This window comes from Ligilactobacillus apodemi DSM 16634 = JCM 16172 (assembly GCF_001434405.1).
Lineage (GTDB): Bacteria > Bacillota > Bacilli > Lactobacillales > Lactobacillaceae > Ligilactobacillus > Ligilactobacillus apodemi.
This window is the reverse complement of sequence record NZ_AZFT01000053.1, coordinates 805,061-820,101: the sequence shown is the minus strand read 5'-3', so window position 1 is coordinate 820,101 and position 15,041 is coordinate 805,061. Positions and strand designations below refer to the sequence as shown.

General features: G+C 37.2%; 13 protein-coding genes. 12 read left to right on the top strand and 1 reads right to left on the bottom strand.

Translation table 11 applies throughout. The features are described from left to right. Positions 1 to 13: 13 nt before the first annotated feature. From typA to holA, 12 genes are all read left to right on the top strand, one after another. Positions 14 to 1,855 carry a translational GTPase TypA gene (typA, locus tag FC32_RS09330; protein WP_025087957.1) on the top strand — a complete coding sequence of 614 codons (1,842 nt, stop codon included), beginning with the start codon at positions 14 to 16 and terminating at the stop codon, positions 1,853 to 1,855. A 400-nt stretch (positions 1,856 to 2,255) separates the two neighbouring features. Continuing rightward, positions 2,256 to 2,540 (top strand): DUF1507 family protein, encoded by a 285-nt coding sequence (locus FC32_RS09325; protein WP_025087956.1) that lies wholly within the window; start codon positions 2,256 to 2,258, stop codon positions 2,538 to 2,540. Positions 2,541 to 2,787: 247 nt separating this feature from the next. Beyond that, positions 2,788 to 3,993, top strand: coding sequence for an FtsW/RodA/SpoVE family cell cycle protein (locus FC32_RS09320; protein WP_025087955.1), 1,206 nt, complete (start codon positions 2,788 to 2,790; stop codon positions 3,991 to 3,993). Positions 3,994 to 4,028: 35 nt separating this feature from the next. Beyond that, entirely contained in the window at positions 4,029 to 7,454 is a 3,426-nt protein-coding gene (locus FC32_RS09315) for a pyruvate carboxylase (protein ID WP_056957413.1), read from the top strand. A gap of 1 nt (position 7,455) precedes the next feature. Then, on the top strand, positions 7,456 to 8,589 hold the full coding sequence (locus FC32_RS09310) for a CAP-associated domain-containing protein (RefSeq protein ID WP_025087954.1): 1,134 nt from the start codon (positions 7,456 to 7,458) through the stop codon (positions 8,587 to 8,589). A gap of 17 nt (positions 8,590 to 8,606) precedes the next feature. Further along, positions 8,607 to 8,909, top strand: a complete 303-nt coding sequence (locus FC32_RS09305; RefSeq protein WP_025087953.1) for a YlbG family protein — start codon at positions 8,607 to 8,609, stop codon at positions 8,907 to 8,909. 5 nt (positions 8,910 to 8,914) lie between these two features. Beyond that, a complete protein-coding gene (gene rsmD / locus FC32_RS09300; protein WP_025087952.1) occupies positions 8,915 to 9,478 on the top strand; it encodes a 16S rRNA (guanine(966)-N(2))-methyltransferase RsmD in 564 nt (187 codons plus the stop codon). Then, positions 9,478 to 9,957, top strand: coding sequence for a pantetheine-phosphate adenylyltransferase (gene coaD, locus FC32_RS09295; RefSeq protein ID WP_025087951.1), 480 nt, complete (start codon positions 9,478 to 9,480; stop codon positions 9,955 to 9,957). The genes rsmD and coaD overlap by 1 nt, the downstream gene beginning before the upstream one ends. A gap of 54 nt (positions 9,958 to 10,011) precedes the next feature. Continuing rightward, positions 10,012 to 10,650, top strand: coding sequence for a helix-hairpin-helix domain-containing protein (locus tag FC32_RS09290; protein WP_025087950.1), 639 nt, complete (start codon positions 10,012 to 10,014; stop codon positions 10,648 to 10,650). Positions 10,651 to 10,711: 61 nt separating this feature from the next. Beyond that, positions 10,712 to 11,203 (top strand): ComE operon protein 2, encoded by a 492-nt coding sequence (locus FC32_RS09285; RefSeq protein WP_035460248.1) that lies wholly within the window; start codon positions 10,712 to 10,714, stop codon positions 11,201 to 11,203. An 11-nt stretch (positions 11,204 to 11,214) separates the two neighbouring features. Continuing rightward, a complete protein-coding gene (locus tag FC32_RS09280; protein WP_235722606.1) occupies positions 11,215 to 13,443 on the top strand; it encodes a DNA internalization-related competence protein ComEC/Rec2 in 2,229 nt (742 codons plus the stop codon). 76 nt (positions 13,444 to 13,519) lie between these two features. Further along, the gene (gene holA, locus FC32_RS09275) at positions 13,520 to 14,548 is read left to right on the top strand and encodes a DNA polymerase III subunit delta (protein WP_025087947.1); all 1,029 of its coding nucleotides are present in this window, start codon (positions 13,520 to 13,522) and stop codon (positions 14,546 to 14,548) included. A 53-nt stretch (positions 14,549 to 14,601) separates the two neighbouring features. Here the strand turns inward: holA and rpsT are convergent, their stop codons facing one another. Next, positions 14,602 to 14,856 (bottom strand): 30S ribosomal protein S20, encoded by a 255-nt coding sequence (rpsT, locus tag FC32_RS09270; RefSeq protein WP_025087946.1) that lies wholly within the window; start codon positions 14,854 to 14,856, stop codon positions 14,602 to 14,604. Between the last annotated feature and the right edge of the window lie 185 nt (positions 14,857 to 15,041).

Below are 15,041 nucleotides of genomic sequence, written 5' to 3'. Positions count from 1 at the left end.
GGAAGAAACAACTTTGAAAACACGTGATGATATTCGTAACGTTGCGATCATTGCCCATGTTGACCATGGTAAAACAACGTTAGTTAACGAATTATTAAAGCAATCTGATACGCTTGATGAACATACTGAAATCAGCGATCGCGCAATGGACTCAAATGATATCGAAAAGGAACGTGGGATCACGATCCTTTCCAAAAATACAGCCGTAAAATTCAACGGTAAACAAATCAACATCTTGGATACTCCAGGACACGCCGATTTCGGTGGTGAAGTTGAACGAATCATGAAAATGGTCGATGGTGTGTTATTGATCGTTGATGCCTTTGAAGGTACAATGCCCCAAACACGTTTCGTGTTGAAAAAGGCTTTGGAACAACATTTAACACCAATCGTTATCATTAACAAGATCGACCGCCCAGGTGCCCGCCCTGATGAAGTTGTTGATGAAGTTTTAGATTTATTTATTGAATTAGGTGCAGATGAAGATCAACTTGAATTCCCTGTGATCTACGCATCAGCCATGAATGGTACTTCTTCATTTGACTCAGATCCAGCAAAACAAGAACATACGATGGATCCAATCTTTAATACGATCTTAGACACGATCCCAGCTCCAGAAGATAACTCAGAAGAACCACTTCAATTCCAAGTTGCAATGCTTGATTATAACGATTTCGTAGGTCGTATCGGGATCGGGCGTGTTTTCCGGGGCAAGATCAAAGTCGGTGATCAAGTTACGGTTATGAAACTTGATGGCACTCAAAAGAATTTCCGGGTAACTAAGTTATTTGGGTTCTTTGGCTTGAAACGTTTAGAGATCGAAGAAGCAAAAGCAGGTGACTTGATCGCTATTTCAGGGATGGATGACATCTTCGTTGGTGAAACTGTTTGCCCAGCTGATCATCCTGAAGCATTACCATTATTGCGGATCGATCCACCAACATTGCAAATGACCTTTATGACAAATGATTCCCCATTTGTTGGACGTGATGGTGACCAAGTTACAGCACGTAAATTGGAAGATCGTTTGAAATTACAATTACACACAGATGTTTCCTTGAAAGTTGAAGATACAGATTCTCCTGATGCTTGGACTGTTTCTGGTCGTGGTGAATTGCACTTGTCAATCTTGATCGAAACATTGCGGCGTGAAGGCTTTGAATTAGCAGTATCTCGTCCAAAAGTTATTTATCGTGAGATCGATGGTCAACTTTGTGAACCATTTGAAAGTGTTATTATTGATACACCAGATGAATACTCTGGTTCTGTGATCGATTCAATGGCACAACGTAAAGGTGAAATGTTGAACATGGAAACGGGTGTCAATGGTCAAACTCGTTTAGAATTCTCAACACCAACTCGTGGCTTGATCGGTTATGATTCCCAATTCTTGTCAATGACACGTGGTTATGGGATCTTAAACCATACTTTTGCTGAATATAAACCAGTTATTCGCAACTGGGAACCTGGTCGTCGTAATGGTGCTCTTGTTTCGATCAACCAAGGTAAAGCAACAACTTATGCCATCATGGGGGTTGAAGGTCGTGGTACGATCTTTGTTGATCCAGGGACAGAAGTATATGAAGGTATGATCGTGGGTCAATCTTCGCGTGAACGTGACATCTCTGTTAACGTTACAAAAGGTAAGAACATGACAAACGTTCGTTCTTCTAACAAAGACCAAACTGCAACGATCAAAAAGCCAACTCATTTGACACTTGAAGAATCATTGGAATTCTTGAATGAAGATGAATTGCTTGAAATCACACCAGAAAATATTCGTTTGCGTAAACGTATTTTAGAAACAAATGCACGTGAAAAAGCTGCCAAGAAAGCAGCTAAAGCAAAACAATAAAATAATTTGAAAGTTCTATGAAAATGTTTTATTTAGCATTTTCATAGAACTTTTTTTGATATCCGAAGAACTTTTGATAAAAAAATAATATTTTTCGTGGAATCGGGCTAAATTATTGTAAATTTCTTTATAATGTACGCTAGTTAGCGCATGACCAACTGGTTTTATGATATAATTGCGGAGTATGAGAGGAGTGACAAGTTGTTGTTGAATTTGTGATGTAGTGACTAACAACACCAAGTAGTTTTAGCTACTTGTATAAAAATTTAGTGTGAATTAGTGCAACACAGCTATTTAAAAGTAGGTAACAAGCATGATTGTACCTATGTGGGTAGTTTTTAAATAACATACTATTAAGAAAGGAAAAGCTATATTTAGCTTATTATATAGCAGATAACAGATGGTGGAAAATATTTCAAAACAACAAGCTTTAGAAGTTTTGAAGCAGGATGCAGCTGATATTTGCGAACTGTTAGGTAATCAAAGCGCACTTTTTTGCAGAAATGATTGTCCAGCATTCGAAGAAGTTGCGGATACAAGACTTTATGGCTTTTCATGTGAAGTGAAGTTTTTAATAAAATGTGAAATCTTAACTGATGTTGAAGGGCAAAACTTGATTAAAGAACTTGAGGAAGCTCTAGGTAATATTCAAGAAAAAAATATTCGTAATGTTGGGTTGCAATAGCTACTAGCAAAATAGATAAAGCTAAAAATATCCATTAGAAAGGAAAAATGTGGGGATGGATATTTCTAAAAAAACTCATTTTTTATGGGTCGACTTAGATTTTCAAAGCTAGTTAAGTAAGAACTAGCTTTGATACTAGAAATAAAATCAAGAAAGGAAAAGCTATAGTTCTTTCTAAGTTTACGTTGAAAAGACCTATACTTTTCTACATAAATTTCTCACATGTCATATAGCAAGTTGAATGGAAATGAAAAAAAAGTTTGCAGAAAAGCTTAAATATTTCGATTACGCTTTATTTATTCCCTTTTTGATTTTAGCGTTTATTGGAGTGGTAATGGTTTATTCTGCTAGCTCGATCAATCTGTCATATTTAACAGGCAGTACGATGCAGTATTTTATTCGCCAACTCATCTATGTTGTTATGGGGATAGGGATCACTATCTTGTTTGCCCAGCTTAATCCAAGATGGTGGCGCTCAACGGGCTTATTGATCGGTGGTTGGTTTTTCTTCATGGGCCTCTTAATTATTGCTAAGTTTTTTAACAGTGCGATCAACGGGGCAAATGGGTGGATCAATTTAAAAATCATCAGTATCCAACCGTCTGAGTTTTGTAAGTTATATTTAGTGATGTTTTTGGCCAATCTTTTTTCTAACTATAATAAAAATGGCGGTAATATTTTAATTAGAAAGTTAAAGATGGGTAAGATATTCGTCAAGGAATGGCTCTTGATAGCGATGGTCCTTACAATGTTAGTGATGATCTTATTAGCACCTGATATGGGGGGCTTTGCAATTAGTTTTGCAATCGTCATTGTGATGTATTTAGCTTATGTCAATCTAAAATATTGGAAGAGTTTGCTAATTATCGTTTCGGGAATCGCAACGATCGGTGTAGGAGCATATTTCCTACAGTTCACAACTTTCTTAGATGGAACTAAGATCGGTTATATGATTCAGCGTTTCAGAGCGGTTTTTGAACCGTTTAAGTATGAAAATTCAATCGGTAAACAGCTCGTAAACTCACTATATGCGATCAGTAATGGTGGTATATTAGGTCGTGGGATCGGTGAGAGTATCCAAAAGCGCGGTTATCTTCCTGAACCGTATACTGATTTTATTATCTCGATCACCGCCGAAGAATTAGGTGCGATTGGCGCGACAGTTGTTATTTGTTTGTTGGCATGGGTCATTTTACGGATCTATTTGATCGGGATTCGCTCTAAGAGTACATATGCGATGTTCTTTTGTTATGGTGTAGGTACTTTCTTTGCAGTCGAAACATTTTTTAACATTGGTGGTGCGATTGGTTTTCTGCCGATTACAGGTGTTACACTACCGTTTATTTCTTACGGGGGATCAAGTATGATCGTCTTGACTATTGCGCTTGGGATGGTGATGAACATTTCGGCTAATCAAAAGCGTGGTACAGAAGTAGCAGTATTTGGTGAATAGTAAAAAAATAGGTTTTTGGAAAGTGGTGTTTTTTGATGAAAAAGATTTTAGTTGCTAATCGTGGTGAAATTGCCATTCGAATTATTCGTGCTTGTCATGAATTAAATTTAGCTACTGTGGCAATTTATGCTAAAGAAGATGAATACGGGGTACACCGTTTCAGTGCTGATGAAGCTTATTTAGTCGGGGCCGGTAAAAAACCGATCGAAGCTTATTTAGATATGGATGATATCATCCGAATCGCTAAAATGACCGGCGCTGATGCAATTCATCCCGGTTATGGATTTTTGGCTGAAAATGAAGTTTTTGCTCAAAAATGTGAAGATGCAGGCATTACCTTTATTGGCCCAACTGTTCGTCAATTACAAATGTTTGGTGATAAGATCGAAGCTAAAGAAGTTGCCCACGCTGCCGGCTTAGAAACGATCCCGGGGACTGAAGATCCAGTAAAATCGATTAGTGAAGTGCGTGATTTTGCTCATCAACATGGTTATCCGATCATGGTCAAAGCAGCTCTTGGCGGCGGTGGTCGTGGGATGCGGATCGTTTACTCAGATGATGAATTAGAAGAAGCATATAACCGTGCGCGGAGTGAAGCGATGCAATCTTTTGGGGATGATGAGTTATATGTCGAAAAATATCTGCAAAATCCTAAACATATCGAAGTTCAAATTTTAGCTGATAAGTATGGTAATACTTTACACTTATTTGAACGTGATTGTTCAGTTCAAAGACGCCACCAAAAAGTTATTGAATTTGCACCAAGCATCACGCTTGATGATAAAAGAAGACAAGAGATCTGTAATGCAGCTGTTAAATTGGCCAAAAGCGTCAACTATCAAAATGCTGGGACGGTCGAATTTTTAGTGACCGATGATAAATACTACTTTATTGAAGTAAACCCACGTGTCCAAGTGGAACACACTATTACTGAAATGATTACTGAGATCGATATCGTCCAATCCCAGATTTTGATCGCTGCTGGAAAAGATTTGTTTAAAGATCTCCATTTACCACAGCAAAAAGATTTGACATACCATGGTTGTGCGATCCAATGTCGAATCACAACAGAAGATCCAGAAAACAACTTTATGCCCGATACGGGTAAGCTTGAAACTTACCGTTCACCTGGTGGTTTTGGTGTTCGGCTTGATGGGGGAAATGTCTATACCGGGGCGGTCATCACGCCATTTTACGATTCTTTACTCGTAAAGACATGTGTTCAAGCAAGGACTTTCTTAGAAGCTGTTGCTAAAATGGATCGTGTTTTACGTGAATTCAGAATTCGTGGGGTAAAGACAAATATTGATTTTATGCGTAAAGTTATCAATAACGATACCTTTAAAGCAGGTGAAGCAATAACAACGTTTATTGATCAAACCCCTTCACTTTTTGAAGTGGAACAAAAGGGCAATACTGTTAACCATTTACTAAAATATATTGGTGATGTTACGGTCAATGGTTTCCCTGGGGTAAAACAAGAGAAGAAAGTTTTCGTCCCAGACATAAAATTGACCGATACCTTTGCGCCAAGCGATAATATCAATGCTAAAAAAGTATTTGATGATCTAGGTGCTCAAGCAACGATCGAATGGGTCAAGGATCAAAAAGAAGTTCTGTTAACTGATACTTCAATGCGTGATGCGCACCAAAGCTTATTTGCAACACGGATGCGCACCAAAGATATGCAACCGGTGATCGAAGTATTTGATAAAGCTTTGCCAGACGTCTTTTCAGCTGAAGTTTGGGGTGGAGCGACCTTTGATGTGGCATATCGCTTCTTAAATGAAGATCCTTGGCAACGCCTAAAATTCATGCGTGAAAAAATGCCAAACACTTTATTACAAATGTTATTACGCGGTTCAAATGCAGTTGGGTACCAAAATTATCCTGATAATGTTTTAAAAGCATTCATCGAAAAAAGTGCTGCTAACGGGATCGATGTTTTCCGAATCTTTGATAGTTTAAACTGGATCGAACAAATGGAAAAGAGTATTCAGTATGTGCGTGACACTGGCAAATTAGCTGAAGGCACAATGTGCTATACGGGTGACATTTTAAGTAAAACAGAAACCAAGTATACATTGGCTTACTATGAAAACTTAGCTAAACAATTAGTTGATGCTGGTGCACAGATCATTGGGATCAAAGATATGGCAGGCTTGCTCAAACCAAAAGCTGCCTACGAATTAGTCGGTTCGTTAAAACAAAAAGTTGATGTACCGATCCACTTGCATACTCATGATACGACTGGTAATGGGGTGTCCACTTATGTTGCAGCAACTAAAGCGGGCGTAGATATCGTTGATACTGCCATGAGTGCCTTGTCAGGTACTACCAGTCAACCAAGCATGGGAAGTCTTTACTATGCTTTAGAAGAAAATGAACGCCAACCAAAACTCAACATGGAAAATGTTGAAAAAATCAATCATTACTGGCAAGGGGTCAAGCCGTTTTATAATTCCTTTATGAATGGGATGACTTCGCCACAAACGGATATTTACCAAACTGGGATGCCAGGCGGACAATATTCGAATTTGCAACAACAAGCTAAAGCCTTAGGGATTGAAGACTTTGAGTTGGTAAAAGCGAAGTATCGTGAAGTAAATGATTTGTTGGGTGATATCATTAAAGTCACACCTAGCTCTAAAGTTGTGGGTGATCTTGCGATTTTCATGATTCAAAATGAACTTGATAAGGACAATATTTTAACGCGCGGTCAACAGTTAGACTTCCCCGAATCAGTAGTTGATTTCTTTGCTGGTGATTTAGGTCAACCATACGGCGGTTTTCCAAAGGATCTCCAAAAAGTAGTGCTCAAAGACCGGAAACCAATCACGGTTAGACCAGGGAGTTTAGCTAAACCCGTTGATTTTAATAAGGTCAAAACTGAATTAGCTCAAAAAATAAAACGTCGTCCAACTGAAGAAGAAGTTTTGAGCTACATTTTGTACCCAGATGTTTTCTTAGGTTATGAAGAAAACGTTAAGAAGTTTGGCTCAATGGGAATTTTAGATACGACGACCTTCTATCAAGGAATGCGTTCAGGTGAAACGATCCGGCTCAAATATCGTCCTGGTAAGACATCAATCTTTAGACTTGATTCGATTTCAGAAGCCGATGAAGATGGTAATCGGAGCCTATTTTTCTCAGTCAATGGGCAAAGTATCCAAATCTCGATCCATGATAAGAGTAAGGAAGCCAAAATCAAAGCGATCCCTAAAGCAGAGCCAACTAATCCAAATCATATTGGGGCAACTTTAAGTGGTTCAGTGTTAAATGTGCTAGTGACAAAAGGACAAGTTGTTAAAAAAGGTGAACCGTTGATCGTGACCGAAGCGATGAAGATGGAAACCACGATCAAGGCGCCATTTGATGGAAAAGTCACACATATTTACGTAAAAGATGGTGATGTCTTGACCAGTCAAGATCTGCTGCTTGAATTAGAACCAGTAAAGTAAGTTGAAAAAATTAAACTTTTGGCAACGTTTGTTACTGTGTTTCGTAGTTGTCTTACCTTTGATGTATTTAAATCCTTTTTTTAAAGCAGATAAACAACAGGTGGATCAAACAGTTTCAAATGAGCAAAAAAGCGCCGTTAAGTCACCGGCAATAACAACGTCAAAAGTGAAAAAATTAAAGACAAAGGGTTTGGCACGTTATATTGGCGTGTCAACTCTTTCATTTAGAGAAACTTTTGGCGAACCGCTTCAAACGTTTGCAAGTGCTGAAAATATTGAATGGCAGCAGTATGGCACTTCAGCTTCAGAGTATATGTTAGTCGGGAGCGATCAAAACACTGGAAAAATTGTTACGATCTATACAGTCGGAAAGAGCTCAGCAAAAAATGTGTTACAAGTAGGAATGTCGCTTAAAAAATTGCGTCAAAAGGTGACGTTGAGCAGTAATTTTAAATTAAGTTTAAATGAACAGGTAGCGCAATTGAAATTGTCTGCCAATGATCTAGTGACTCGTCCCTTAGTGGCGTTTAAAAATGGTAGCTATGCCATCAGTTATTTTGATAGTAATACTAAAAAGATAACGGCAATTGCATATATGGCTAAAAATGAATTATTGCGCAGTCAAATATATCGGGTGAGTTCACAAACTCCTCTACCTGTGCAGTATAGTAGCACCGTAGACTGGAATGCCATTCAACTGCCCTTACAAAGCAGTACTTTGGCTTTGATAAATGTCAAGCGAAATTTGGTTAAAAAAGAACCATATATGAGCTCAACCGAGCTAAATGAAGTTGCTAAAAAAATTAGCATGACAATTGATGAAAAGCCCCAAAAATATTTTTCTAAAAAACAAATGAAGCAATATCGCTTGTTAAAAAGTGAACGTCTAGTAGATGCCACATCACTTTTATTGACGTCTAAGACCAAAATCAAACAGCTATTAAAGGATGCTGGTGTAGATCCTAAAAGTTATGGGATTTGTTATGGTGCTCCAGTTACCGCACCGACACAGTTACTAACTGGGCAAACAAAAATCAGCACATTTTGGCAAAAATTGATATATGCTGACGCAAGTGAAGTTGGGATTTATTACGATAAGGCTTGTTTAACTGCGGTATATCGCAAAAAAATATAATTAGGAAAGGTGTTAAGATGTCATTTGAAGCAAAAGCGCGACGTGGTGTGATCGTTTATTTATATCATTTGCGTCAAAGTAAGCAGTTGCGTCGCTTTGGAAATATTCAGTATGTTTCACGTAAAATGAAGTATGCTTTAGTGTATATGGACGAAGAACTTGTAGATAAGACGGTAAGCAAGTTGAAACAATTACGCTTTGTTAAAAAAGTTGAAATTTCTAGACGACCAGACCTAAAAGTTGAATTTGATGAACAAAATCAAAAAGCATATAAGCTGACTGAAGAAGATCAAGAAAAATTTGAAAATAAAGAGAGTTGAGATAGATGAGAATTGTAGCAGGTGAGTACGGGGGGCGAAGACTAAAGGCAGTCCCGGGCATGAAAACTAGGCCAACAACCGACAAGGTCAAAGAAGCGATGTTTAATATTATCGGTCCATATTTGGACGGAGGCGAGTCCTTAGATCTTTTTGCAGGTTCTGGTGGGCTAAGCATTGAAGCTGTTTCGCGTGGCGCCGAACATGCAACCTTGATCGATCGGCAATATCAAGCAATAAAAACGATTCATGAAAATATCGCAGTAACTAAAAATGAAGAAAAATTTACCGTGCTAAAAGGGGATGCCACTAAGGTGATCAATAAATTAGCCCAAGCAGGTAAAAAATTTTCCTACGTTTTTTTAGATCCGCCCTATAAAAAACAACAAATTGTTGCAATGCTACAAAAACTTGTGGAACTAGATCTTTTGGCTGATGGAGCGTTGATCATTTGTGAAACCGATCATATAGCTGATCTACCAACTGATTTGGCTGGTTTTGAATTTATTAAGCGTGCCACTTATGGGATCACCGAATTGACCTTTTATCGTTATGAGGGAAGTGAACTATAATGAAAGCAATTTTTCCAGGAAGCTTCGATCCAATTACTAACGGACATCTGGATGTGATCAAACGTAGCGCTCAACTGTTTGAACATGTTTATGTTGTTATTTTGACTAACACCGCTAAAAAACCATTATTTAGTGCGGAAAAAAGACAAATGTTGGTCGAAGATGCGATCAAAGATCTCAGCAACGTAACAGTTTTGCTTAAAGAAGCAGATTTAACGGTAAATGTAGCTAACCAATTAGGCGCACAAGTGATTATTCGAGCCTTACGAAATGCGCAAGATTTTGAATTTGAAAAAAACATTGCGGAAATGAATAAAAATTTAGCACCGCAAATTGAGACGATGTTGTTAGTAACAGATCCCAAGTATAGTTTTGTTTCATCTAGTTTAGTTAAGGAAGTCGCTCGTTTTAAGGGAGATGTGAGTCAGTTAGTTTCACCACTCGTTTTAGCTGAACTAAAAAAGGCGAATAAAGCGTAAAAAGGAGGAAAAAATTCCTCCTTTTTTTCGTATTTATATATTGGGGGTGAGCTGATGGAAAAATTAGTTGAGCTTTTTGAAAAATACAAGATGTGGTTGATCTTGCTAGGTGTAAGTGTATTTGGGGTAGTTAGTGTTTTTTATTTAATGTTTTCTTCTTCGGCAAAAGAGGAGTCGTTTAAGCAAATTTCATCCAATAAAGTAGCGCGAGTAGTAAACTCAAATGTTGCTAATAGTTCCAGCAAGACGCATGATATTTATGTTGATATCAAAGGGGCAGTCAAACAACCAGGTTTATACCGCATATCGGCTTCAAAACGAGTGGGAGACGCAATTGCATTAGCGGGAGGTGTGACCGAACAAGCCGATATTTCACAAGTAAATTACGCTAAAAAATTAACCGATCAAATGTTGATTTATGTTATCAAAAAAGGGGAAAGCAATCCTAATTCTTCAACGGTCTCGAATGCAGCATTAGCGACTGCCGATAGTACTAGTACAGATAAGATCGATCTTAATATAGCTACTAAAGAGCAATTGATGCAAGTCGATGGAATTGGTGAGAAAAAAGCCGATAAAATCATTGAGTATCGTGAACAACATGGTGGTTTTAAACAACTTTCAGATTTAAAAAATATTTCTGGTATTGGTGAAAAAACGTATCAAAAATTGGTAGATCATTTGAAGATATAGGCATTTTAAACTATGTCTGCTATACTATTACTAAAATTTATAGAATATGAGGTAAGCGATAATGCAAAAAAGAATTCCATGGAACCAATATTTTATGCTACAAGCGGTATTGCTCTCGCTACGAAGCACCTGTAATCGTTTAGCGGTCGGCGCAATTCTAGTTCGTGATCAACGCATGATCGCTGGTGGCTATAATGGTTCTGTTTCTGGAGATAAGCACTGTATTGATGATGGATGTTATATGGTCGATGGTCATTGTTTACGGACGATCCATGCAGAGATGAATGCGGTCTTACAATGTGCTAAGTTTGGGATCCCAACTGATGGTGCGGAAATTTATGCGACTGATTTTCCTTGTTTGCAATGTACAAAGATGTTATTGCAGGCGGGTGTTAAAAAAATCTACTATTTAAGAAACTATCATAATGATCCTTATGCACTTGAATTACTTAAGTTGAAGAATGTTGCTGTTGAACAAGTAAAGCTTGATAAGGAATACATTGATGCTGCTTTGATCAAACAATTAGTTGACAAAGGAGAGCCTCATAAATAACTGAAATTTTAGTGTTGTCCGCTTTAGGTGTGACCGCACTTAGTTTCTTATTGCTTGAAAGTTCCTGGCTCTGGGGTTGTATTTTCCTCTTGATCGTGCTTAAAATTATTAGTTTACGCGATTTTAATGCACTCATGATGATCTGTTTGATAATTCTTCTTTTTGGTAGTCGCTACTATTTTTGGGCGAAAAATCAAACAACGTTGCAGGCTTTAGATCAAGTAGAATTAAAAGATCAACATTTTTTAATGTATAGCGATGAAACAAAAATTCAGGGAAATTTATTACAAGCTAAGGTACTTTGGTTAGAAAAAAAGCGAAAATTAGTTTTATATTATCGACTAAAGTCACAAACTGAAAAGCGCAGTCTACAACAAAATAAGACTAGTCAGATCTTGGTTGGTGAAGGTAAGTTACAAAAAGTTAATCCCCCAACAAATGAAAATGAATTTAACTGGCAACGATTTTATCAAGCTCAAAATATTGCCTTAACATTTTTTGTAGTCAGATGGCATCAAGTTGAAACGAGACAGTTATCGCCTAGTGAATACCTAGCTATTTTCTTGCATGATTTACGAACTAGTTTTAGTCAGCATCTCCAAAGTTATCCAACTCCCTTAAATTTTTATGGAGAAAGCTTGCTCCTAGGTGTAAAAGAAGTCGGCTTTTCAGCAACACTGACTGAATTGAATAAGTTAGGTTTGATTTATTTGTTCAGTCTTTCGGGGATGCATGTTTTTTATTTTGTAAAAGCTCTTAGATGGTGTTTTATGCATTTGTATTTTTCCCGTGAGCTAACCGATTTAGTGTTGCTTTTTTTGTTACCGTGTTACGCAATTTTAGGCGGAGCTGTACCTAGTTTAATTAGAGCAATTTTGATGTGTTGGCTTGCCTTAGGAATACGGCTTTTATTTAGGAAAAAAGCAGATGGCGCAGGAATTTGGGCGATCGTTTTATTACTGGAGATTTTTATTACGCCAGCTATGTTTCAAACTTTAGGAACGCAGTTAAGTTACTTGTTGACCTTGATCATATTGCTAAGTTCTAGTCACACGAATTGGTGGTTTAATGTAAAACTAAATTTGTATAGTTTACCACTTGTCTTATACCATACTTTTAGTTGGAATATTTGGACGCTACTTTTTTCGAACTTAGCAACTTGGGTGTTTGAGATAATTATTTTGCCAGTAACTCTGCTAGGGTGCTTTATTCCCGGAATTCAGAGCGTAGCTAGCTATTTTTTAAATGGGATTTCGGTTGGTTTACACTTGTTGGCAAAATTACCTGGTAATATTGTCTTTGGAAAGCCACCTTTGCTAATTGTCTTTATATGGTTAGGACTGACGATAGCCTTAGAAATTGTTGCAAATAAAAAGAAGCTACTATGGTTCTTAGCTTTAAGTTATTTCTTAGTTTTTATGTGGATCCATTATCCCCTAGGAAGTGAGATCGTATATTTTGATATTGGACAAGGGGACTGTACTCTAATACGCGACCGCTTTAATCGTCGAATAATCATGATCGATACTGGGGGCAAGGTTCACTTTAAGCAAGCTAATTGGCAAAGAAGAAAAGAAAAAACGACAGGCGAAACGATCGTAGCTAATTACTTATTGAGTAAGGGGATCGCGCGAATCGATCAACTCTATTTAACACATCAGGATGCAGATCATGTGGGAAATTTTGCTAGTTTGAGTCAAATTATCAAGATCAAACAATTGATCGTACCTTTAGGGATGGAAAAATTGCCTAGCTTCAAGCATAGATTGGCATTGTCAAAAGTTTTACGTAAAGATGTGTTACCAGTGACTGATAAAATACAACCGACTGACCCTAACTTAAAATTGTTACATCCATTTAGTAAAGGACAAGGAACTAATAAAGATTCCCTGGTTTTATGGTTAAATTTTCAGGGGATATCCTGTATTTTTACTGGAGATTTGGATCGACAAGGTGAATTGGCTGTTCTTAAAAAGTATCCCTGGCTAAAAGCTGATATTTTTAAAACTGGTCATCATGGAAGTAAGACGGCTAGTGATCCGCGCTTTGTACATGCACTTAGTCCAAGGATCGCAATTATTTCAGCTGGGAGACATAATCGTTACGGTCATCCTGATCAAGAAACGTTAGCTACTTTAAAAAAAGAACGAATCAAATATTATTTGACCGCTAAAGTTGGTATGATAAAAATTAAAGAATTTTTTCAAAAAAAATCTATTCAATATTATATTAACCCTTAAGAGATGTAATTAAGTATGGTATCATGAAAAGATCGACGATCGATCAAGAGAAGGGAAGCGAACTTAACGAGTGGCAATGGTAACGGTAGAAAAAGTTTTAAAAGATATTGAAGCAAATAACTTAGCGCCAGTTTATCTTGTGTTAGGTGAAGAACAAGTCAATGCAGAAAAACTAAAGCAGCGATTGATTAAAAATTTCCCCGAAGAAGAGCGGGAATTTAACGTTGGTATTTATGATATGGAAGACGTGACGCTTTCTACAGCTTTAGCAGATGCAATGTCAGTCCCATTTTTTGGCGAAAAACGCCTTGTGTTTATTATGCGACCATATTTTTTGACAGGCGAGATCAAAAAAAACAAGTTAGAACATAATTTTGATGAATTGTTGGCATATTTGGCTGATCCAGAACCGACAACAACATTAGTGTTTATGGCACCGTACGCAAAATTAGATGAACGAAAAAAAATCGTCAAGCAGTTAAAAAAATCTGCAATTGTAGTTGATAATAGTCCTTTATCTGAAGCGCAGGTAAGAAAATATTTAACCACGGATCTACAGACTAAAGGTTATACGATTTCACCTCAGGCACTTGAGATCTTGTTACAGCGGACTGATGCAAATCTAACAGCAATTGCAAATGAATTACCTAAGTTATTACTTGTTGCTGAAGACAAAAAAATTACGGCTGAGCAAGTAAAAGCAATGGTTTCACGTTCGTTAGAACAAAATGTCTTTGACTTAGTTGAGCTAGTATTAAAGCGTGATACAGCGCAAGCTTTAGCATTATATCAAGAATTATTGCAACAAAAAGAAGAACCATTAAAGATCAATGCAATTCTAGAAGGGCAGTTCCGACTATTACTTCAAGTTGAAATTTTGCAAAAACACGGCTATGCGCAAGGAAATATTGCTAGCACACTTAAGGTGCACCCGTACCGAGTTAAACTAGCTCTGCAAAAAACACGAGTCTTTAAGCGGGTAGACTTAAAAAACGCTTATTTAGGTTTAGTTCATATTGAAGAACGTTTGAAAAAAACTTCGCAAGATCCTGAATTACTATTTCAATTATTTATGTTGAATTTTACGCAACAAGCTGTGGGGTAGGATAAAACACATAAAAAAAGAAGCTTAGATGAATTTCTAAGCTTCTTTTTTTATTATTTAGCTAAACGTGCAGCCATACGAGACTTGTCACGCGCTGCTTTATTAGCTTTGATCAAGCCTTTAGAGTGTGCGCGGTCAATTGCAGAAACTGCTTCACGGTAAAGTTTTTCAATATCTTCTGCACCAGCAGTCTTAGCTTTTTCAAATTTTTTGATTGCTGTACGCATCTTGCTTAATTCAGCAGAGTTACGAGCATTAGCTTTTTCGTTTGTTTTTACACGTTCGATTGCGGATTTGATAATTGGCATTAATGTCACCTCCACTTGCATGACCCGTAATGGTATCATCTAAATTTTCAACATATCTCATTATACAAGAGCAATTTAAACAATGCAATAAAAAAATGCAATTGATGTCAAGAAAAATTCCTTGACAGTTAAATTCGACTTGCAATTTCTGGAAAAATCTAGTAAATTAGTTAAGTACGGATGTA

Bases quoted from the DNA above. Each gene is read 5' to 3' on its own strand.
- coaD (WP_025087951.1), top strand. From the start codon at position 9,478: ATGAAAGCAATTTTTCCAGGAAGCTTCGATCCAATTACTAACGGACAT.
- FC32_RS09325 (WP_025087956.1), top strand. From the start codon at position 2,256: ATGGTGGAAAATATTTCAAAACAACAAGCTTTAGAAGTTTTGAAGCAG.
- rsmD (WP_025087952.1), top strand. From the start codon at position 8,915: ATGAGAATTGTAGCAGGTGAGTACGGGGGGCGAAGACTAAAGGCAGTC.
- FC32_RS09305 (WP_025087953.1), top strand. From the start codon at position 8,607: ATGTCATTTGAAGCAAAAGCGCGACGTGGTGTGATCGTTTATTTATAT.
- rpsT (WP_025087946.1), bottom strand. From the start codon at position 14,856: ATGCCAATTATCAAATCCGCAATCGAACGTGTAAAAACAAACGAAAAA.
- holA (WP_025087947.1), top strand. From the start codon at position 13,520: ATGGTAACGGTAGAAAAAGTTTTAAAAGATATTGAAGCAAATAACTTA.
- FC32_RS09320 (WP_025087955.1), top strand. From the start codon at position 2,788: ATGAAAAAAAAGTTTGCAGAAAAGCTTAAATATTTCGATTACGCTTTA.
- FC32_RS09315 (WP_056957413.1), top strand. From the start codon at position 4,029: ATGAAAAAGATTTTAGTTGCTAATCGTGGTGAAATTGCCATTCGAATT.
- FC32_RS09290 (WP_025087950.1), top strand. From the start codon at position 10,012: ATGGAAAAATTAGTTGAGCTTTTTGAAAAATACAAGATGTGGTTGATC.
- FC32_RS09285 (WP_035460248.1), top strand. From the start codon at position 10,712: ATGCAAAAAAGAATTCCATGGAACCAATATTTTATGCTACAAGCGGTA.